Here is a 21920-nt window from a genome sequence, read left to right as displayed (position 1 = left end):
ACGTCTCCCGGTCATGCAGCGTGTGCGCTGGCGAAGAAGCGGTCGACCTCGGCCAGGAAGGCGCGCTTCTGTTCCGGCTCGAGGAAGGCGGCAGAGAAGCTGTTGCGCGCGAGCTGGCGCGCATGCGTTTCATCGAGCGGCAGGGCCTCGAAGGCGGCGATGAAGTTGTCGTTCATGTAGCCGCCGAAATAGGCCGGATCGTCCGAGTTGACGGTGGCGACCAGGCCCTTGTCGAGCAGGGTGCGCAGGTTGTGCGAGCCCATCACGTCGAACACGCGCAGCTTGATGTTCGACAGCGGGCACACGGTCAGGGCCATCTGCTCGCGCACCAGGCGCTCGACCAGCTCCGGGCTTTCCAGGCAGCGCACGCCATGGTCGATGCGTTCGACATTGAGCACGTCGAGCGCACTGTCGATGTAGGCCGGCGGCCCCTCCTCGCCCGCATGCGCGACCAGGCGCAGGCCGAGCTGGCGGGCGCGTTCGAACACGCGCGCGAATTTTTCCGGCGGGTGGCCGACCTCGGAAGAGTCCAGGCCGACGCCGATGAACTTGTCGCGGTAAGGCAGGGCTTCGTCGAGCGTGGCCAGCGCTTCGTCTTCCGACAGGTGGCGCAGGAAGCACATGATGAGGGAGGCGCTGATCGGCCCTTCCTGGCAGGCGCGCCAGATGCCGTTGATGACGGTCTCGAAAGGCACGCCGCGTGCGGTATGGGTTTGCGGATCGAAGAAGATCTCGGCGTGCCGGACATTGTCGTCCGCGGCTTTCTGCAGATAGGCGGCGGTCATGTCGTAGAAATCCTGCTCGGTCAGCAGCACACTGGCGCCAGCGTAATAGATGTCTAGAAAGGACTGGAGGTCAGTGAAAGCGTAGGCCTGGCGCAACGCCTCGACCGATGGATAGGGCAGCGAGACACCATTTCTTTGCGCCAGCGCAAAGATCAGCTCGGGTTCCAGCGAACCTTCGATATGGATGTGCAATTCTGCCTTCGGCATCTGTTGAATGGTGTGGCGCAGCTGCTCGGTCAGCATGTTTTTCTCCGGCTGGAAGTCGATCGGTAGGGCTAGACAGTGAAGTGTACCGCATGCTGTCGCGGCTCCGGTTTCACTGGAGGAGAAGACGGAAAACGGCCTGCGAATCGCGTGCGCCACCGGCAGCGCATATCGTGCACTATCGATTCAGGGCTTTTGCCAACCCAACAGTAAACATGGCGAAAAAGGGCGTAGGATGGGTGTGAAGCGGGGGCGTTTCCAGCACCTCGGGGGAGGCCTTCGCCGTAACGAAAAATGGCAATTTTTAACCAAAAATCAAAGGCTTAGCGGTAACGCGACAGTACGCAAGAACTGCTTTGACTTCGAGAACCAATAGGCACATAATAAATTTCAGAATTACAAGAAGACCCTCCGACCACAATGGGAAATCCGGCCACCAGCCTGGAAAATTCGGCCACGAGCCGCCAAGAACAAGAATGACCCGCCTGCGTCGCCGCCACCGCGGCGCTACCAGGGCGACCCGCCAAAAGGAAGTACGCCAAAAAAAACGGGGCCTGGGCAGCCGACATCGCTCGGACTGTCGTGACAGTGATCGTTGTTAGCAAACTAAAGGACATGCACATGACCATTTTTGACAACTACGCAGCCCGTTATGAGCGTACCCGCGAAGAAGAATATTCCCTGTCGGAGTATCTTGCCCTGTGCAAGAAAGACCCCATGACCTATGCCAGCGCGCCGGAACGCATGCTCGCTGCCATCGGGGAACCCACGCTCGTCGATACCCGGCTCGACCCACGGCTGTCCCGCATCTTCGCCAACAAGGTCATCAAGATCTATCCCGCCTTCAAGGAGTTCTACGGGATGGAGGAAGTCATCGAACAGGTGGTCTCCTACTTCCGCCATGCCGCGCAAGGGCTGGAGGAACGCAAGCAGATCCTGTATCTGCTGGGGCCGGTCGGCGGCGGCAAGTCCTCGATTGCCGAGAAACTCAAGCACCTGATGGAACAGGTGCCCTTCTACGCGATCAAGGGCTCGCCCGTGAACGAGTCGCCGCTGGGCCTGTTCAACGAAGAGGAAGACGGCGTCATCCTCGAGGAAGACTACGGCATCCCGCGCCGCTACCTGCGCGCCATCCCGAGTCCGTGGGCGGTCAAGCGCCTGCACGAATTCGGCGGCGACATCAACAAGTTCCGCGTGGTCAAGCGCTACCCCTCGGTGCTCAAGCAGATCGCCATCTCGAAGACCGAGCCGGGCGACGAGAACAACCAGGATATTTCCTCGCTGGTCGGCAAGGTCGATATCCGCAAGCTGGAAGACTATTCCCAGGACGACCCGGACGCCTACAGCTATTCCGGCGGCCTGTGCCTGGCGAACCAGGGCCTGATGGAATTCGTCGAGATGTTCAAGGCGCCGATCAAGGTGCTGCACCCGCTGCTGACCGCCACCCAGGAAGGCAACTACAAGGGAACCGAGGGCTTCGGCGCGATTCCCTTCGAGGGCATCATCCTGGCGCACTCGAACGAATCGGAGTGGAAGAGCTTCCGCAACAACCGCAACAACGAGGCTTTCCTGGACCGGATCTACATCGTGAAGGTGCCCTACTGCCTGCGCGTGTCCGACGAGATCAAGATCTACGACAAGCTCATTCGCAATTCCTCGCTCGAGAAAGCCCCTTGCGCGCCCGGCACGCTGCGCATGATGGCGCAGTTCGCGATCCTGTCGCGCCTGAAGGACCCGGAAAACTCCAGCATCTTCTCGAAGATGCTCGTGTATGACGGCGAAAATTTGAAGGACACCGATCCGAAAGCCAAGTCGCTGCACGAATACGTCGACTACGCCGGCGTGGACGAAGGCATGAACGGGCTGTCGACGCGCTTCGCGTTCAAGATCCTGTCGAAGGTCTTCAACTTCGACAACACCGAAGTGGCGGCCAATCCGGTGCACCTGCTCTACGTGCTCGAACAGCAGATCGAGCGCGAGCAGTTCCCGCCCGAACTCGAGCAGCGCTACCACTCCTATATTAAAGAGCACCTGGCGCAGCGCTATGTCGACTTCATCGGCAAGGAAATCCAGACCGCCTACCTGGAAAGCTATTCCGAGTATGGCCAGAACATCTTCGACCGCTATGTGACCTTCGCCGACTTCTGGATCCAGGACCAGGAATTCCGCGACCCGGACACCGGCGAGAGCTTCGACCGCGAAGCCCTGAACGCCGAGCTGGAGAAGATCGAGAAGCCGGCGGGCATCTCGAACCCGAAGGATTTCCGCAACGAGATCGTCAACTTCGGCCTGCGCGCCCGCGCCACCAACGGCGGCAAGAACCCGGCGTGGACCAGCTACGAGAAGTTCCGCACCGTCATCGAGAAGAAAATGTTCTCGAACACCGAGGAACTTCTGCCGGTCATTTCGTTCAACGCCAAGGCCAGTGCCGAGGATGCGACCAAGCACGCCGACTTTGTCGCGCGCATGGTCGAGAAAGGCTACACGGCCAAGCAGGTACGCCTGCTGTGCGAATGGTACCTGCGCGTGCGCAAGTCCTCGTAAGGCCGGCAGGCCGGTTGCGCGGCGAGGCATATCCGCCGCGCGCCTCCACCGGCCGCCTCGACGCTGGAGGGCATGCGTCAAGCGCTGCCGGAAAACATGCAAAGTCCGGTTCCGCGCATTTTTGACGACCCTGCCAGCCGTGCGCGCTGCGCGTGCGCACGGGGAGGATTAAGATAGGGGGACCGGGGCAGCATCCGGTCCGCCGCGAATTTGAGCAGGAGGCATGTTTTGACTTACCTCATCGACCGACGCTTGCAGGGCAAGAACAAGTCCGCGGTTAACCGCGAACGCTTCCTGCGCCGCTACAAGGCGCAAATCAAGGACGCGGTCGGCCGCGCCATCAAGGGCCGTTCGATCACCGACATCGAGAACGGCGAAAAAGTATCGATCCCGGTCAAGGACGTCAACGAACCCCACTTCGGCCATGCCCATGGCGGCGTGTGGGAAACCGTCAATCCCGGCAACACCGAATACCAGAAAGGCGACCAGTTCAACCGCCCCCGCAGTGGCGGCGGCGGCTCCGGGCGCGGTCGTGCCGGCAACAGCGAACAGACGGTCGAGGACGACTTCATCTTCGAGCTGTCGCGTGAAGAGTTCATGAACTACTTCTTCGAAGATCTTGAACTCCCGAACATGGTCAAGACCCAGTTGACCCAGACCATCGACTTCAAGACCCAGCGCGCCGGCTACAACGTTTCCGGCACGCCATCGAACATTCATGTGCTGCGCTCGCTGCGCGGCGCGCTCGGCCGGCGCATCGCCGTCGGCGGACCGAGCCGGCGCCAGCTCGAGCTCGCCGAGCAGGAACTGAAGGAACTGCAGGAACAGGACGTGCCGGAGAGCGACCCGCGCATCGTCGAGCTGCGACGCAAGATCCACCACTACCATACGCGCATCAACGCGATTCCCTTCATCGACCCGTTCGACCTGCGCTACAGCAACCGCATCAAGGTGCCGAAACCCAGCACCCAGGCCGTGATGTTCTGCATCATGGACGTCTCCGGCTCGATGGACGAGACGCGCAAGGACACGGCCAAGCGTTTCTTCATCCTGCTCTACCTGTTCCTGAAGCGTGTGTACGAACACATCGACGTCGTCTTCATCCGCCACCACACGGCCGCGGCCGAAGTCGACGAGGACGAATTCTTCCACTCGCGCGAATCGGGCGGCACCGTGGTCTCCTCGGCCCTGCACCTGCTGCAGAAGGTCATCGGCGAACGCTACGCCAGCTCCGACTGGAACGCCTACGTGGCCCAGGCCTCGGACGGCGACAACTGGGACAACGATTCCGTGCTGTGCAAGCAGTTGCTCACCAACGGCATCATGCCGAAGGTCCAGTATTACACCTATGTCGAAATCACCGACGGACCGCCCCAGAACCTGTGGGAGCAATACACCGAGGTCGCCGCGCACCACAGCAATTTCGCGATGCAGAAAATCGTGACGCCGGCCGACATCTATCCGGTCTTCCGTGAGCTGTTCAAGAAGCAGCCGAAGTAAGACCAGGAAAGGGAGTTCTGACCATGCCAGACGATCGCACTGATAACCCCCGTGCCCTGCCCGAACAGTCGGAGTGGACTTTCGACCTGATCGAACAGGCGCACGAAGAAATCCGCCGGGTGGCCCGCAAGTTCGGCCTCGACACCTACCCCAACCAGCTCGAGATCATCACCGCCGAGCAGATGATGGACGCCTACACCTCGGTGGGCATGCCGGTGTCCTACAACCACTGGTCGTTCGGCAAGCATTTCCTGACGACGGAAAAGAGCTACAAGCGCGGCCAGATGGGCCTGGCCTACGAAATCGTCATCAACTCGAATCCCTGCATCGCCTATTTAATGGAGGAAAACAGCCTGACGATGCAGGCGCTGGTGATCGCCCATGCGGCCTATGGCCATAATTCCTTCTTTAAAGGCAATTACCTGTTCCGCACCTGGACCGACGCCGAGGCCATCGTCGACTATATGGTGTTTGCCAAGAATTACATCGCCGAATGCGAACAGCGCTATGGCATCGATGCGGTCGAGGAGCTGCTCGACTCCTGCCACGCGATCCAGAACTACGGCGTGGACCGCTACAAGCGCCCGGCGAAACTGTCGGTGGCCCAGGAAGCGGCGCGCCAGAAGGAGCGCGAGGAATATGCGCAGTCCCAGGTGAACGCCCTGTGGCGCACCGTGCCGCGGCGCGAGGAACAGGAACGCGATGCGCCGCCACCCCGCTTCCCGCCCGAGCCGGAAGAAAACCTGCTGTACTTTATAGAGAAGTATGCGCCGCTGCTCGAACCCTGGCAGCGCGAGCTGGTGCGCATCACCCGCAAGATCTCGCAATACTTCTACCCGCAGCGCCAGACCCAGGTCATGAACGAAGGCTGGGCCACCTTCTGGCACTACACGATTCTGCAGGAACTATATAAAGAGGGGATCGTCGGCGACGGCTTCATGCTCGAGTTCCTGCAAAGCCATACCAATGTGGTTTTCCAGCCGGCGGCGACCAGTCCTTATTATTCAGGCATCAATCCGTATGCACTCGGGTTTGCGATGATGAGCGACATCCGCCGCATCTGCGAGAACCCGACCGACGAAGACCGCGCCTGGTTCCCGGACATGGCCGGCAGCGACTGGCTCAAGACGCTCGACTTCGCAATGCGCAACTTCAAGGACGAGAGCTTCATTGCCCAATACCTCTCGCCCAAGCTGATCCGCGACTTCCATTTCTTCGCCGTGCTCGACGACGACCGCAGCGACAAGCTGACGATCTCGGCGATCCACGACGAAGCCGGCTACCGCTACGTACGCCAGCAACTCGCCGAGCAATACAATATCGGCAACCGCGAGCCCAACATCCAGGTCTGGCAGGTCAATACGCGTGACGACCGCGCCCTGACGCTGCGCCATACCCAGTTCCAGCGCCGCCCGCTCAACGGCCAGGCCCAGGAAGTGCTCAAGCACGTCGCCCGCCTCTGGGGTTTCGACGTGCGCCTCGAAACGGTGGACACCAGCGGGCACGTGGTCAGCTTCATCGAATGCCGCCGCGAGAAGCATAACCACTGAAGCGGCTAAGCGCCCCGCCGGGGGCCGGAAGGTATGTATCCAGATGGATACATGCCTTCCGGCAAGCTCTTAACTGAGCCATATCAAGAAATCGTTTTCCCATCACCCGGGCTCATACGCATGCCCCGTCACCCCGCCGGCTGTGTTACCTAACGCACGCCCGCCTTCGCCAAAACTGGCTATAGTTTGCAAAAAGCTCAGCATTGCACTATATGATATTTGCCATCAGGCAAAATCGGCGTGCAAAATTTGGTAAAAGGGCTAGTCTTTCCTGATGTTCCACAGTAGACCAAGTAACAAGGTGCAATCTTGTAATTTTTGCTCGTTTTTTGGTGCGCTTTTTTGCACAACAGGCGTGCGTCCGGATGAGCTGTATTGCTTGGATTTACAGGCAGTTACGAGCGTTTCGGGGCCTTAAAAATACCTGTGCAAAAAAGAATTCGTAGGTATAATTCGCCGATGTCCCGGATGCGGCCTTGTCTTTTCGTCGTGTTTTGTGGGTTTAGTAGCAACAAAAAGAGTTGGTATTGGAGAAAGCAGGCATGAATTTTTCACATGAGAAGGAACCGGGGAAGAATCTCACTGGTATCACCATTGTGGTCCTGTTACACGTCCTGGTCGCCTGGGGGATCATCAATGGTCTCGGTACGAAGGTGATCACGAAGGTACAGGAAGCAGTGGAGACCAAGCTGATCGAAGAGGTGAAGCCGCCGCCACCACCGGAAACCCCACCGCCGCCGCCGCCGCCGGAAATGAAGGCACCGCCACCGCCGTTCATCCCGCCGGTCGAGGTTCAGGTGCAGCAACCGCCGCCGCCGCAGAACGTGATTCAGGCTGCAACGAACACGCCGCCGCCGACGACCAACCTGGCGCCTCCGGCTCCGCCTGCCCCACCGGCACCGCCGGCGCCGGCAGCAGGTCCGGTCAGCACCCCGGCAGTCGCGGACTTCAGCAGCTGCGCCAAGCCGGAGTACCCGAAATCGGCAGCACGTAACGAAGAAGAAGGCGTCACGACGATTTCGTTCCTGATCGGCGTAGACGGTCGTGCGATCGATTCCAAGATCACGAAATCGAGCGGTTCGCGTGATCTGGACAGGGCAGCTCAGGCAGCCATCGGCAAGTGCCGCTTCAAGCCGGCCGTCGTCAACGGTCAGCCTCAGCAATCTTGGGCTCCAGTACAGTACGTCTGGTCGCTGGAACAATAACCGGGACAGAGCACCGTCTCACATTATGATTTTCGTTGTCATTTGATCAGCGAACTGTCTATTTTATATCTCTGGAGGAAGCATGTTTAAGAATACCCGTTTGTCCGCTGTCCTGGCGGCTGTCCTGTTCTCGGTTACGGCGGCATCGGCTCTGGTCTCGGCACCGGCCTTCGCCGACGCACCGGCAGCAGGCGCAGAAGCGCCGGCGGCAGCCGCTCCGGCCGACGCAGCTGCCGCTCCGGCCGCTGACGCAGCCGCTGCTCCGGCAGGCGACGCCGCTCCGGCCGCCGCTGCTGGCGACAAAGAAGAAGTCCACAACCCGTATGGCTTCCAGGCCATGTGGGAAGAAGGCGACTTCGTCAACAAGGGCACCATCATCATCCTGTCGCTGATGTCGATGGGTTCGTGGTACATCATCATCACCAAGCTGATCGACCAGTCGAAGATCATGCGCCAGTCGAAGGAAACTTCGCAGAAGTTCTGGAAAGCCAACTCGATCGCAGCCGGCTCGGCCCAGCTGAAAGAAGGTTCGCCATTCCGCTTCATCGCTGAAACCGGCACCAAGGCAACCCAGCACCACGACGGCGCCCTGCTCGAGCAGATCGACCTGTCGACCTGGGTGACCATGCAGATCCAGCGCGCAGTGGACCGCGTCCAGTCGCGTCTGCAAGACGGCCTGTCGTTCCTGGCAACCGTTGGTTCGACCTCGCCGTTCATCGGTCTGTTCGGTACCGTCTGGGGCATCTACAACGCACTGACCAACATCGGCATGTCGGGTAACGCCTCGATCGACAAGGTTGCAGGTCCTGTGGGTGAAGCACTGATCATGACCGCCTTCGGTCTGTTCGTTGCAGTTCCGGCCGTTCTGGGCTACAACTGGCTGGTCCGCCGCAACAAGTCGGCCATGGAAGACATCCGTTCGTTCAGCGCCGACGTGCACTCGGTCCTGATCTCGGGCGCGATGAACACCTCGGAAGCTGCTCGCGCTGCTGCCTCGGCCAAGAAGATCGGCTAATTGCGCCTGTCTTCACAAGACTAGATTGGATAAATTATGGCAATGAGTGTCGGCTCCGATTCCGGAGATGATGATGCCGTGATGTCAGAGATCAACACGACGCCGCTCGTCGACATCATGTTGGTTCTTCTGATCATCTTCCTGATCACCAGCCCGGTGGTCCTGAAGCTGCAGCAGGTGAAACTCCCGGCGGAAACGAACCAGGTCACCAAGACCGCGCCGGAAGACATCAACATCACCGTCAACAAAGACGGTGAGATGTACTGGAACCAGACCCGCATCGCGAATACGGACGAATTGTTCAAGTTCCTCGCGGAGCAGTCGGTGAAAGTGCCGCAGCCTGCAGTGAAAGTTCGTGGCGACCAGGAAACTCGCTACGAATCGATCGGTCGGGTGATCTACACGGCACAACGTGCTGGGGTGCAGAAGGTCGGTTTCGTCATCGAACCACCTGATAAAGGCGGCTGATAAGCCTCCTGCGGACCGGGCCCACGGCCTGGTCCGCAACCGCCCCCCAACATTTGAAAAGGAAACACCATGGGTATGAACGTAGGTTCAGGCTCCGCCAAAGGAGCTGATCCGGAACCGATGATGGAAATGAACATGACGCCGCTGATCGACGTCCTGCTCGTTCTGATCATTATGATGATCATCACGATTCCGAAGCAAAACCACTCGGTCAATCTGAACATGCCAGTCGGCACCCCGCCGCCGCAGACGGAAGAACCCCGGGTTGTGACGATCGACGTGGACTTCGACGGCACCGTTCTGTGGGACGGCCAGGTTGTCCCGGATCGTGCGACCCTGGAAGCCAAGATGAATGAAGTGGCAGCCCAACCCAACCAGCCGGAAGTGCACCTGCGTCCGAACAAGCTGGTCGAGTACAAGGTTGTTGCCGGTGTCATGGCTACCGCCCAGCGTCTCGGCGTCACCAAGATCGGCATGGTCGGTAACGAGCAGTTCCAGTAACCGCACCAGGTTTGACCAACACGGCAGGGTTTCCCTGCCGTGTCCATTTTCAAAGAGGATTTTCGACACATGAGCAAATTCCGTCTCGCACACCTCGGCCTCGCACTGGCCGCCCTCGGTTTCACCGCAGCTACCCCCGTCATCGGCCTGGCCCCTGCCCACGCGGCAGAAGCCGTGCGCGCCGAGATTGGCAAGCCATTGCAGGCAGCCCAGGCGTTGATGAAACAGGGCAAGCACAAGGATGCCCTGGCAAAACTGCGCGAAGCGGACAAGGTCGCCAACAAGACCGCCAACGAAAGCTTCCTGATCGAGCGCGTGCGCGCCTCGGCAGCTTCGTCGGCTGGTGACTACGACACCGCCGCCAAGGCCTTCGAAGCCCTGATCGCTTCGGGCAAGCTGTCGGCCGGCGAACGCGCCCAGTTCTCGGAAGGCCTGATCGGCATCTACATGCGCGCCGGCGACCTGAACAAGGCAAACGAAGCCATCCAGCGCCAGCTCAAGGACCGCGACGATCCGAAACTGCGCGCTTACCTGCTGCAGAACTATTACAAGCAGGGCAACATCGCTGCCCTGGAAACCGAGCTGCGCGCCGCCGAGAAGGCTGGCCGCATGAACGAAGACATGCTCGGCATGCTGGCCAACATCCAGCTCAAGAAGAACGACAAGGTCGGCTACGTCAACACCATCGAGAAACTGGCTGCCAACTATCCGAAGGCCCAGTACTGGAACGACCTGCTGAACCGCGTGCAGGGCAAGCCGGGCTTCTCCAGCCGCCTGTCGGTCGACGTCTACCGCCTGAAGCTGGCCAACAACCTGATGAAGAAGCCGAGCGAGTTCATGGAAATGGCCCAGCTCGTGCTGCAGGCGAAGGCCCCGGCCGAAGCGCTGAAGGTCATCGACAAGGGCTACAAGAGCGGCGCCCTGGGCACCGGCCCGGATGCCGAGCGTCACAAGCGCCTGAAGGACCTGGCCGAGAAGACCCTGGCCGACCAGAACAAGAGCATCGCCGCCCTGGAAGCCGAGTACACGGCCGCCAAGGACAACGACAGCCTGGTTGGCCTGGGCTACAGCCTGGTGCAGTCCGGCCAGGCCGACAAGGGTCTGAAGATGATGGAAGCCGCCATCAAGGCCGGCAACCTGCGCCGTCCGGACGAAGCCAAGCTGCGCCTGGGCGAAGCCTATGCTGTCGCCGGCAAGAAGCAGCAGGCCATCTCGACCCTGCGCACCGTGGGCGGCAAGGAAGGCACTGCCGACCTGGCCCGCTACTGGATCATGGCCATCAACAAGCCGCTGGCCTGATTCAACGCGTTCTCCGACGTGAAAACGCCGTCCTCCGGGGCGGCGTTTTTTTTCGCCTGCCGACGCGGTAACCGGCGCCATCCCCTCCTCTTCCGCTGTGCAACAAGCCTTTACCGTATAATCAGGTATTTCACCCCGGATTGACGTGCAGGCTTCTTGCGGCACTCTGAACCAATGAAGGTATTTCGCGGACTTCCCAACGACCAGGCGCGTGCGCCCTGCGCCCTCACGATCGGCAACTTCGACGGTGTCCACCGCGGCCACCAGGCATTGCTGGCGCGCGTGCGGGCGGCCGCCGATGCGCTCGGGCTGGAAGCGGCCGTGATGACCTTCGAGCCCCATCCGCGCGAATATTTTGCGCACCGCAGCGGCGACCTGAGCCGCGCCCCGGCACGCATCGCCAACCTGCGCGACAAGCTCGAGGCGCTCGAACAGGGCGGCATCGACCGCGTCATCGTCGAGCATTTCAACGAACACTTCGCGGCCATGAGCCCGCAGGAATTCACCGAACGCATCCTGGTCGAAGGGCTGCACGTGAAATGGCTGATGGTGGGCGACGATTTCTGCTACGGCGCCAAACGCGCCGGCAACGTCGCCATGCTGATCGAGGCCGGCAAGCGCTACGGCTTCCATGTCGAGACCCTGCCCACGGTGCGCGAAGGCGAGCAGCGCATTTCGTCCTCGGCGGTGCGCGCCACCCTCGCCGAAGGCAGGCTCGACGCCACCTGCGCCCTGCTCGGCCACCCGTATTCGATTTCCGGCCACGTCATCCACGGCCAGAAGCTCGGCCGCACCCTGGGCTTCCCGACCTTGAACCTGCGTGTCATGCACCGCCCTGCCCTGCAGGGCATTTTCGTGGTCCAGGTGCATGGTCTCGCCGAGGGTCCGCTGCCGGCGGTCGCCAGCCTGGGCGTGCGCCCGACCGTCGAGGACGCCGGCCGCATGCTGCTCGAAGTGCACATCTTCGACTACAACCAGCCCTGCTACGGCAAGCTGGTGCGCGTCGAGTTCCTGCAGAAGCTGCGCGACGAAGAAAAATACGTCGACCTCGACACCCTGACCGCAGCGATCCACCGCGACGCCGAGCAGGCCCGCGCCTGGTTTGCGGCGCGCGATGCGGGCGATGCGCGCAACAGTTGCGACGAAACGACCCGCGCCGGCGCACTGACCGCGACCGACCGAATTTGAACCGCAAGCCACCCGCTTGCGCGGCCGCCCTTGGCTGGCCACCTCCGAACATCCCTCTTGAAGAAGCATATGTCCGAAAACAGCAAACCCGTCCAGAACGCGCCTGCCCCAAAGGGCGCGAAGAAGCCTGAGAGCAAATACCCGGTCAACATGACCGACACCCCCTTCCCGATGCGCGGCGACCTTGCCAAGCGCGAGCCGGGCTGGGTCAAGCAATGGCAGGACAAGAAGATCTACCAGCGCATCCGCAAGGCGGCCGCCGGCCGTCCAAAGTTCATCCTGCACGACGGTCCTCCGTATGCGAACGGCGACATCCACCTCGGTCACGCCGTCAACAAGATCCTGAAGGACATGGTCGTCAAGTCGCGTACCATGGCCGGCTTCGATGCGCCCTACGTGCCGGGCTGGGACTGCCACGGCATGCCGATCGAGATCCAGATCGAGAAACAGTTCGGCAAGAACCTGCCGACCGCGGAGGTGCTGCAGAAAGCCCGCGCCTACGCGCTCGAACAGATCGACCGCCAGCGCGCCGGCTTCATCCGCCTGGGCGTGCTGGGCGAATGGGACAACCCCTACATGACCATGGCCTACGGTAACGAGGCCGACGAGCTGCGTGCCCTGGGCAAGCTGCTGGACAAGGGCTATGTCTACCGCGGCCTGAAGCCCGTCAACTGGTGCTTCGATTGCGGCTCGGCCCTGGCCGAAGCGGAAGTCGAATACCAGGACAAGCGCGACCCGGCGATCGACGTCGGCTTCCCGTTCGCGGAACCGGAAAAGGTCGCGGCCGCCTTCGGCCTGGCGCAACTGCCGACGACCAACGGCTTCATCGTCATCTGGACCACCACGCCCTGGACCATCCCGTCGAACCAGGCGCTGAACGTGCATCCGGAAGTGACTTACGCGCTGGTGCAGGCCGAGCGCGATGGCGAGCCCCTGCTGCTGATCCTGGCCCAGGACCTGGTCGAATCCGTCCTGCAGCGCTACAAGCTCGAAGGCAGCGTCATCGCCACCACTACCGGCGAGAAGCTGGGCGGCCTGCGCTTCAAGCACCCGCTGCACGCGGCCGATCCGTTCTACGACCGCACTTCGCCGGTCTACCTGGCGGACTACGTCACGACCGACAGCGGCACCGGCATCGTGCACTCGGCGCCGGCCTACGGCCTGGAAGACTTCCAGTCCTGCAAGGCCCACGGCATGAAGGACGACGAGATCCTGAAGCCGGTGATGGGCGACGGCCGCTTCGCCTCGACCCTGCCCCTGTTCGGCGGCCTGACCATCTGGGAAGCCAGCAAGCCGATCTGCGAAGCGCTGCGTGCTGCCTCCGCCCTGTTCGAACTCAAGATGTTCGACCACAGCTACATGCACTGCTGGCGCCACAAGACCCCGATCGTCTACCGCGCCACCAGCCAGTGGTTCGCCGGCATGGACATCACGCCGAAGGACGGCGGTGCCACCCTGCGCGAAACCGCCCTGGCCGGTATCGAGAAAACGCAGTTCTTCCCGGACTGGGGCCAGGCGCGCCTGCACGGCATGATCGCCAATCGTCCGGACTGGACCCTGTCGCGCCAGCGCCAGTGGGGCGTGCCGATGGCCTTCTTCATCCACAAGGAAACCGGCGAGCTGCATCCGCGCACCCCGGAACTGCTGGAACAGGTCGCCAGGCTGATCGAACAGAAGGGCATCGACGCCTGGCAGGCGCTCGATCCGCGCGAGCTGCTGGGCGATGAGGCCGCCCTCTACGAAAAGAACAAGGACACCCTCGACGTCTGGTTCGACTCGGGCACGACGCACGAGACTGTCCTGCGCGGCTCGCACAAGGAGCAGTCGAGCTTCCCGGCCGACCTCTACCTGGAAGGCTCGGACCAGCACCGCGGCTGGTTCCACTCGTCCCTGCTGACCTCGTCGATGCTGAACGGCACCCCGCCCTACAAGGCGCTGCTGACCCACGGCTTCACGGTCGACGAAAACGGCAAGAAGATGTCCAAGTCGCTGGGCAACACTCTGGCGCCGCAGAAGATTTCCGACTCGCTCGGCGCCGACATCCTGCGCCTGTGGGTGGCCTCGACCGACTACACGGGCGAACTGGCGATCAGCGAAGAGATCCTGAAACGCGTGACGGAAGCCTACCGCCGCATCCGCAACACCCTGCGCTTCCTGCTGGCGAACACCTCGGACTTCGACCCGGCAAAAGATGCCGTCCCGGTCGCCGAGATGTTCGAGATCGACCGCTATGCGCTGGCCGAGACGGCAAAGCTGCAACGCGACATCGCCACGCACTTCGAACGCTACGAGTTCCACCCGGTCGTGGCGCGCCTGCAGAACTTCTGCTCGGAAGACCTGGGCGGCTTCTACCTCGACATTCTGAAGGACCGCCTGTACACCACCGGCGTGGCGTCGACGGCGCGCCGTTCGGCCCAGACCGCGCTGTGGCACATCGCTCATTCCCTGCTGCGCGTGATGGCGCCGATCCTGTCCTTCACCGCCGAGGAAGCCTGGGCCGTGTTCGCGGGCCAGCAAGCCTATGCGGACAGCGACGAGACCATCTTCACCCAGACCCTGTGGAACTTCCCGGAACTGGCGGATGGCGAAGCGCTGCTGGCCAAATACGCCGCGCTGCGCGCAGTGCGTGCCGACGTGACCAAGCAGCTCGAGGAAGTGCGTGCTGCCGGCGCGATCGGCTCCTCGCTGCAGGCGGAACTGTCGATCAAGGCCGCCGGCGACAAGTACGCCCTGCTGGCCAGCCTGGACGACGACCTGAAGTTCGTCTTCATCACCTCGCAGGCCAGCGTGGAGCAGGTGGCGGACGCCGCCAGCGAAGCGGTGACCGTGACCCCGTCGGAAGCAGAAAAATGCGAGCGCTGCTGGCACTACCGCCGTGACGTCGGCCACAACCACGAGCACGCGGGCCTGTGCGGCCGCTGCGTGGCCAACCTGTTCGGCGCCGGCGAAGCACGCCGCTTCGCGTAACAGCTGGTAAAGCAACCGCCATGTCGCACCCCGGCATGGCGGTTTTTTCACATCTGATCCGATAATCCAATGGCAACCAAGAAAAAACCGAGCATCTCCACGGTCCACCAATCCGGCGCCGGCATGACCCCGTGGCTGGGCATCGCCTTCATCGTCATCCTGATCGACCAGCTGACCAAGATCACCATCTCGAAGCTCTTCGTCTACGGCGAAACCCTGCCGGTGACCAGCTTCTTCAACCTGGTGCTGGTGTATAACCCGGGCGCGGCCTTTTCCTTTCTCGGCGACCAGGGCGGCTGGCAGCGCTGGTTCTTCACCGCGATTGCCATCGGCGCCATCGGCTTCATCCTCTACCTCCTGAAACGCAACGCCGGCCAGCGCCTGTTCTGCTGGGCGCTCGCGCTGATCCTGGGTGGCGCCGTCGGCAATGTGATCGACCGCGTCGCCTACGGCCACGTGATCGACTTCCTCGACTTCTACTGGCAGGGCGTCGGCCACTTCCCGGCCTTCAATGTCGCCGACATCGGCATCTCGATCGGCGCCTTCCTGTTCATCCTCGATGAACTGCGCCGCGTGAACAAACACTGAGCAAGCACTGAGAAAGAAGAAGGAGTCCGACATGAGCATGGACCTGAAGGGCAAGAAGATCGTCCTCGGCCTGTCCGGGGGCGTGGCCTGCTACAAGGCCGCGGAACTGTGCCGCGCACTGGTCAAGCAGGGCGCGAAGGTGCACGTGGTGATGACCGACGCCGCCACCCATTTCATCGGTCCGGTGACGATGCAGGCGCTGTCCGGCAATCCGGTCTGGCTCGACCAGTGGGACGCGCGCATGCCCAACAACATGGCGCACATCGATCTCACGCGCGGCGCCGACGCGGTCCTGGTCGCGCCCTGCTCGGCCGACTTCCTCCGCAAGCTGGCGCACGGCGCATGCGACGACCTGCTCTCCACGCTGTGCCTGGCGCGCCCGCACGGCGTGCCGCTGCTGGTCGCGCCGGCGATGAACGTCGAGATGTGGCAGAACCCGGCAACAGGGCGCAACGTCGCCACCCTGCAGGGCGACGGCGTCAAGCTCTTCGGCCCGGCCGCGGGCGAACAGGCCTGCGGCGAAACGGGCCTGGGCCGCATGCTCGAACCCGAGCAGCTGCTCGATGAACTCGTGGCTTCATTCCAGCACAAGGTCCTGGCCGGCAAGCGGGTGCTGATCACGGCCGGGCCGACTTTCGAGGCCATCGATCCGGTGCGCGGCATCACCAATCTCTCGTCGGGCAAGATGGGCTATGCGATTGCCCGCGCCGCGCGCGAAGCCGGCGCCGAGGTCACGCTGGTATCCGGCCCGACGGCCCTGCCGACGCCGTACGGCGTGCGGCGCATCGACGTGCTGTCGGCGCAGCAGATGCACGACGCCGTGATGGCGCAAGTGGAAGGCCAGCACGTCTTCGTCGGCGTGGCGGCGGTGGCCGACTGGCGCGTGGCCAACGCCAGCGAACAGAAACTCAAGAAGCAGGAAGGCGGCGCCGCGCCCCAGCTCGAGTTCGTGCAGAACGCCGACATCCTGGCCTCGGTGGCCGCCACCACCTCCCTCTCCGGCTGGCCCTACTGCGTCGGCTTTGCCGCCGAGTCGGAAAACCTGGTCGAGTACGGCGCGGCCAAGCGCGAGAAAAAAGGCATTCCCCTGCTGGTGGGCAACATCGGCCATCACACCTTCGGGCAGGATGACAATTCCATCGTCCTGTTCGACGAGACCGGCCACACCGTGCTGCCGCGCGCCGACAAGCTGACCCTGGCGCGCCAGCTCATTTCCGAAATCGGCAAGCGCCTCGAACAACGCTCGCTGCTCACCTGAATCACACAAAGTATTTGCATGAAGACTGTTGACGTAAAAATCCTCGACCCTCGCATGAAAGACCTGCTGCCGGCCTATGCAACGCCCGGCAGCGCGGGCCTGGACCTGCGCGCCTGCATCGATGCGCCGCTCGTGCTGGAACCCGGCCAGACCGTGCTGGTGCCGACCGGCCTGGCGATCCACGTGGCCGACCCCGGCTATGCGGCCATGATCCTGCCGCGCAGTGGGCTCGGCCATAAGAACGGCATCGTTCTGGGCAATCTGGTAGGCTTGATCGACTCCGACTACCAGGGCCAGCTGATGGTCTCGACCTGGAACCGCGGCCACGTCGCCTTCACCCTGCAGCCGCTGGACCGGCTGGCGCAGCTGGTGATCGTGCCGGTGCTGCAGGTTGGCTTCAACGTGGTGGAGGAGTTCGCAACGAGCGAACGGGGCGCCGGAGGGTTCGGCAGCACCGGAAAACAATAACACGAGGAGGACCATGATCCGCATCCATCGCCTGCGCCCGGGGGCGCTGGCAGTCTTTACCGCCCTGCTGCTGTCGGCCTGTACGACGCCAGGCCAGTTTGGCCAGGCCGGCGGACAGCCCGGCCGCCCCGGCGCCGAGACGCCGCAAGGCCAGCAGCTCACGCCCCAGATGGCCGCCGCGGCCGACACGCTGCGCAAGATGGCCGCGCTGCAGGACCGCCTGTACCGCGTGGCCGCGCCGCTCCTGATCGACAACGCCGAGCTGTGTACCAAGCATGCGCGCAACCTGCTCGGCTTCACGGCGAAAAACCGCTACTCGTATCCAGGCGAATACAACGAGGCCGCGCACCTGGTTTTCGGGATGGATGAACGGCTGCAGGTCACCGGCGTGCTGGCCGGCAGCGGCGCCGCCAAAGCGGGCCTGCGCCTGGGCGATGGCCTGGTCGCGGCCGGCGGCAAACCGCTGCCGACCGGACCGAACGCGCTGTCCGGCGCCGGCGCCGTGTTCGGACCGATCGTGGCTTCCCAGCCGACCCTGCCGCTGACGGTCGAACGCGACGGCCGCAACCGCGACCTGAGCATCCCGGTCACGCGCGCCTGCAGCTTCGCGATCGAGCTGGGCAATGCGGACAACGTCAACGCCTATGCCGACGGCCAGCGCGTGATGGTCACGCGCGGCATGATGGGCGTGGCGAAGAGCGACGACGAACTGGCCTACGTGCTGGCGCGCACCATGGCGCACAACATGTTGGGCCACCCGGCGGCGCAGCGCAATTCGGCGACGATCGACAGCGTCATCACCAACCTGACGCGCGTGACGCCGGACCTGGCCATGATGGGCGGCAGCGCCGGCATCAAGGCCATGCCGGGCAACCTGGACGCGGCGGCGGACCGTCTCGCGGTGTACCTGCTGGCCCGCGCCGACTACAACGTCGAGGGCGTGTCGGCATTCTGGAAACGCTTTGCCGCGGCGTATCCGGCCAGCGTGGCGAACGGGCACACGGCGAACCACCCGGCGCTGGCCTCGCGCCTGGCGGCGATCGACGCGGCCGTGGCCGACGTCAAGGCCAAGCGCGCGGCGAAGAAGCCGTTGACGCCGTAGTTCGTCAGCGTTTTTCGTGCATAAACCGGCCGCGGACCCGCATTGGGACGCGGCCGGTTTTGCATGCGTCGCCGTGCAAAACGCGGCAACAATTCGCATCGTTCCGCGTGGGCACGGCGTGCCCACCCTACGGTCAGCGATCCGATCATTTCAACCGAAGTCGGAGCGCCAATCGTAGGGTGGGCACTTTGTGGTGCCGGCATTTAGCCAGCCCCACTGCCCACGCGAATATCTGCACTGCGTTGACTTCGTATCAGCCGTACGCCAATCACATCGACTGCGCGTCCAGACGCAACCACGCGGCCCTTCTCCTCCCCTCCGACGCCCCGCCGGCTTTTTTTGTATCATTGTCATCCTTTACCAGCCGCGCCAGCACACGGAATCATGGATAGCCTCGACCTGGAAGTACTCAAGACCGCCGCCGGCTGGCTCGCCGCAGGCCACCGCTGCGAGTTGGTCACCGTCATCAAGACCTGGGGCTCGAGCCCCCGTCCGATCGGGGCGACGCTGGCGGTGCGCGACGATGGTCGCGTGATCGGCTCGGTCTCCGGCGGCTGCATCGAGGACGACCTGATCGAGAACGTGCGCGCCAAGGGAATTTCGCCCGACGCCAAGCCGCACATCCTCAGCTACGGCATCAGCGCCGACGACGCGCACCGCTTCGGCCTGCCCTGCGGCGGCACCATCGAGCTCGCCATCGAGCCGCTGCATGCCGGCAGCGGCCTGCGCGAACTGCTCGATCGCCTGGAGGGCGGCGAGCTGCTCGAACGCCGCCTCGATTTGAACAGCGGCGCCGTCACGCTGGCCCCCGCTGCGCCGGGCGCGGTGCTGCGCGTCGAGAACGACATCCTCCACACCGTGCACGGGCCGCGCTGGCGCCTGATCATCATCGGCGCCGGTCCCCTGTCGCGCTTCCTGGCGCAAGTTGCCAGCGGCATGGACTACCGCGTCACCGTATGCGATCCGCGCGAGGAATACCGCGCCGACTGGAACCTGCCCGGCGTCGAACTGCTGCACGCCATGCCCGACGACGTTGTCATCGAGTCGCGCCTGGACGCGCGCAGCGCCGTGGTGGCGCTCACGCACGACCCGAAGCTCGACGACCTGGCCCTGATGGAAGCGCTGAAATCCGACGCCTTTTATGTGGGCGCGATCGGCTCGCGCCTGAACAATGCAAAACGCCGCGAACGCCTCAAGCTGTTCGACCTCAGCGACGAACAGCTCGACCGCCTGCACGGTCCGATCGGCCTCTACATCGGCAGCAAGACTCCGGCCGAGATCGCCATCGCGATCCTGGCTGAAATGACCGCCGTCAAGAACGGAGTCCCGGCGGCGATGCTGGTGCCGCACGCGGCCGCGCCGCAGCCGGCCGGCACTGCCGGCTGCGCCCGTTAAAATGCGCTCCCCGATTCGATAGCAACAAACAGGGTGCGCGGTCCGGCGCCGCGCCTCACGATACGTCTTTGCCGGCTATAACAAGATGAACACCTCCAATTTCCTGCGCCTCCTCCTGCTTGCCGCCATCTGGGGCGGTTCCTTCCTCTTCATGCGTATCGGCGCCCCGGTGCTCGGGCCGGCCGTGCTGATCGAGTACCGCGTGCTGTTCGCCGCGCTGTTCCTGGCGGCGGTCGGCCTGGTGCTGCGCAAGCGGCTGGACATCCGCGCCAACTGGAAGCATTACCTGATGCTGGGCTTCTTCAACTCGGCCCTGCCTTTCCTGCTGTTCGCCTATGGCGCGCGTACGCTCACGGCCTCGGTGCTGTCGGTGCTGAACGCCACCGCGCCGATGTGGGGCGCCCTCCTCGGCGCGCTCTGGGGCCGCCAGCCGATCACCCTGCGTACCGGTCTCGGCCTGGTGCTCGGCACGGCCGGCGTGGCCCTGCTGGTCGGCTTCGACGACGTGTCGACGCGTCCAGGCGCGGCCGTTGCGCTCGTGGCGGCGCTGGCGGCGGCGCTGTGCTACAGCATCGCCAGCCTGTACGCGAAGTCGGCGAAAAGCGTCGAGCCTTTCGCCAACGCCCACGGCACCATGTGGGCGGCGACCCTGTTCGTGCTGCCGGCCCTGCCCTTCTTCCCATCGCCCGCCACGCCGACGCCGGGCGTCTGGGCGGCGGTGCTGGCCCTGGGCGTGGTGTGCAGCGGCATCGCCTACCTGATCTACTTCCGCCTGATCGAGGAAGTCGGCCCGACCTCGGCGCTGACCGTCACCTTCCTGAACCCGGTGTTCGGCATCCTGTGGGGCGCGCTGTTCCTGGGCGAGGTGGTGGGTTGGCATACCCTGGCGGGCTCGGCCATCGTGCTGGTCGGCACCGCCCTCGTCACCGGCTTCGTGCCGCGCCTGGGACGCGCCGCACCGGCCGCCGCAGGCAAATAATGGCCGTGCACGAGCTGACGCTGACCCTGCCCGCACAATACCGTGTCGCCGACGTGCTGGCCTTCCATGCGCGCGACGCCGAGGAACTGGCCGAACAGGTGAGCGAAGACGGCGTGCGCAAGGCGGTGCTGCTGAACGGGGTGCCAGTACTGTTCGCGCTGCGCTTCAGGCAGGACGAGGTTGCCTGCCGCATCGAGGCCGACGCCGGACTGGATGCCGCCGGCGCCGCGCTGGCCCAGGCGGCGCTGCGCAACATCCTGGCGCTGCGCATCGACCCGGCGCCGTTTGCCGACGCCGTGCGCGACGACGCCGTCTTCGGCCCGCTGGTACGGCGCCTGCCTGGGCTGCGCATCGTGCAGTCGGCCACCGTGTTCGAGGCCCTGACCTGGGCCATCATCGGCCAGCAGATCAACCTGCCGTTCGCGATCAGCCTGCGCCGCACCTTCATCGAACAGGCAGGCCGCCAACACAGCAGCGGCCTGTGGTGCTACCCGGAGGCGGGCGACGTCGCGCGGCTCGACATCGCGGCCCTCACCAGCCGCAAGTTCTCGCGCGCCAAGGCCGAGACCCTGCTGCGCGTGGCGCGCCTGGTGGCCGACGGCGACCTGCTGCTGCGCCCGGACGACGACCCGGAGCATGCCGGGGCCGCCCTGCTGGCCATCAAGGGCATCGGCCCCTGGACGATCAATTACACCTTGCTGCGCGGCTATGGTTACGCCGACTGCTCGCTGCATGGCGACGTGGCGGTGCGCAGCGCGATCGGACGCCTGACAGGCGCGGCCGCGAAACCCGACATCGCCCAGGCACAGGCCTGGCTCGAGGCCTACCGGCCGCATCGGACCATGGCGGCAGCGTATTTGTGGGCGAGTTTGAACCAGCCGGCAAGCCAGGCGGGCTGACAAAG

The 21920-nt window shown here is 63.6% G+C and carries 18 protein-coding genes; 17 read left to right on the top strand and 1 reads right to left on the bottom strand.

Annotation, left to right across the window (positions count from 1 at the left end):
- Positions 1-11: 11 nt before the first annotated feature.
- Complete coding sequence (locus ACSUZJ_RS06110; protein ID WP_499414264.1) at positions 12-1028, bottom strand: adenosine deaminase; 1017 nt, start codon at positions 1026-1028, stop codon at positions 12-14.
- Positions 1029-1610: 582 nt separating this feature from the next.
- Here ACSUZJ_RS06110 and ACSUZJ_RS06105 point away from each other — a divergent pair.
- From ACSUZJ_RS06105 to ACSUZJ_RS06025, 17 genes are all read left to right on the top strand, one after another.
- On the top strand, positions 1611-3533 hold the full coding sequence (locus tag ACSUZJ_RS06105; protein WP_499414262.1) for a PrkA family serine protein kinase: 1923 nt from the start codon (positions 1611-1613) through the stop codon (positions 3531-3533).
- A 228-nt stretch (positions 3534-3761) separates the two neighbouring features.
- A complete protein-coding gene (locus tag ACSUZJ_RS06100; protein ID WP_499414260.1) occupies positions 3762-5033 on the top strand; it encodes a YeaH/YhbH family protein in 1272 nt (423 codons plus the stop codon).
- A gap of 23 nt (positions 5034-5056) precedes the next feature.
- Complete coding sequence (locus ACSUZJ_RS06095; RefSeq protein ID WP_499414258.1) at positions 5057-6583, top strand: SpoVR family protein; 1527 nt, start codon at positions 5057-5059, stop codon at positions 6581-6583.
- A gap of 542 nt (positions 6584-7125) precedes the next feature.
- On the top strand, positions 7126-7788 hold the full coding sequence (locus tag ACSUZJ_RS06090; protein ID WP_499414256.1) for an energy transducer TonB: 663 nt from the start codon (positions 7126-7128) through the stop codon (positions 7786-7788).
- A gap of 82 nt (positions 7789-7870) precedes the next feature.
- A complete protein-coding gene (locus ACSUZJ_RS06085; RefSeq protein WP_499414254.1) occupies positions 7871-8803 on the top strand; it encodes a MotA/TolQ/ExbB proton channel family protein in 933 nt (310 codons plus the stop codon).
- 36 nt (positions 8804-8839) lie between these two features.
- Positions 8840-9271 (top strand): ExbD/TolR family protein, encoded by a 432-nt coding sequence (locus ACSUZJ_RS06080; RefSeq protein ID WP_499414252.1) that lies wholly within the window; start codon positions 8840-8842, stop codon positions 9269-9271.
- Positions 9272-9340: 69 nt separating this feature from the next.
- A complete protein-coding gene (locus ACSUZJ_RS06075) occupies positions 9341-9772 on the top strand; it encodes an ExbD/TolR family protein (protein WP_499414250.1) in 432 nt (143 codons plus the stop codon).
- A gap of 69 nt (positions 9773-9841) precedes the next feature.
- On the top strand, positions 9842-11071 hold the full coding sequence (locus ACSUZJ_RS06070) for a tetratricopeptide repeat protein (protein ID WP_499414248.1): 1230 nt from the start codon (positions 9842-9844) through the stop codon (positions 11069-11071).
- Between the two features lie 174 nt (positions 11072-11245).
- Entirely contained in the window at positions 11246-12259 is a 1014-nt protein-coding gene (locus ACSUZJ_RS06065) for a bifunctional riboflavin kinase/FAD synthetase (RefSeq protein ID WP_499414246.1), read from the top strand.
- A 69-nt stretch (positions 12260-12328) separates the two neighbouring features.
- Positions 12329-15226 carry an isoleucine--tRNA ligase gene (gene ileS / locus ACSUZJ_RS06060; protein WP_499414244.1) on the top strand — a complete coding sequence of 966 codons (2898 nt, stop codon included), beginning with the start codon at positions 12329-12331 and terminating at the stop codon, positions 15224-15226.
- Positions 15227-15295: 69 nt separating this feature from the next.
- Positions 15296-15814: a signal peptidase II gene (gene lspA / locus ACSUZJ_RS06055; protein WP_499414242.1), complete on the top strand. Its 519-nt coding sequence runs from the start codon at positions 15296-15298 to the stop codon at positions 15812-15814.
- 37 nt (positions 15815-15851) lie between these two features.
- Positions 15852-17072 (top strand): bifunctional phosphopantothenoylcysteine decarboxylase/phosphopantothenate--cysteine ligase CoaBC, encoded by a 1221-nt coding sequence (coaBC, locus tag ACSUZJ_RS06050; protein ID WP_499416459.1) that lies wholly within the window; start codon positions 15852-15854, stop codon positions 17070-17072.
- Between the two features lie 18 nt (positions 17073-17090).
- Positions 17091-17540, top strand: coding sequence for a dUTP diphosphatase (gene dut / locus ACSUZJ_RS06045; RefSeq protein ID WP_499414240.1), 450 nt, complete (start codon positions 17091-17093; stop codon positions 17538-17540).
- 13 nt (positions 17541-17553) lie between these two features.
- Complete coding sequence (locus tag ACSUZJ_RS06040; RefSeq protein ID WP_499414238.1) at positions 17554-18642, top strand: M48 family metallopeptidase; 1089 nt, start codon at positions 17554-17556, stop codon at positions 18640-18642.
- A 384-nt stretch (positions 18643-19026) separates the two neighbouring features.
- On the top strand, positions 19027-20037 hold the full coding sequence (locus ACSUZJ_RS06035; protein WP_499414236.1) for an XdhC family protein: 1011 nt from the start codon (positions 19027-19029) through the stop codon (positions 20035-20037).
- Positions 20038-20122: 85 nt separating this feature from the next.
- On the top strand, positions 20123-21016 hold the full coding sequence (locus ACSUZJ_RS06030; RefSeq protein ID WP_499414234.1) for a DMT family transporter: 894 nt from the start codon (positions 20123-20125) through the stop codon (positions 21014-21016).
- Positions 21016-21915 carry a DNA-3-methyladenine glycosylase family protein gene (locus tag ACSUZJ_RS06025; RefSeq protein ID WP_499414232.1) on the top strand — a complete coding sequence of 300 codons (900 nt, stop codon included), beginning with the start codon at positions 21016-21018 and terminating at the stop codon, positions 21913-21915. Before ACSUZJ_RS06030 ends, ACSUZJ_RS06025 begins: the two co-directional genes overlap by 1 nt.
- The last annotated feature ends 5 nt before the right edge of the window (positions 21916-21920 follow it).

The organism is Telluria sp. B2, assembly GCF_051789535.1.
GTDB lineage: Bacteria > Pseudomonadota > Gammaproteobacteria > Burkholderiales > Burkholderiaceae_D > Telluria.
Note: the sequence above shows the minus strand (reverse complement) of the source record. Positions and strands in the feature narration are given on the sequence as shown.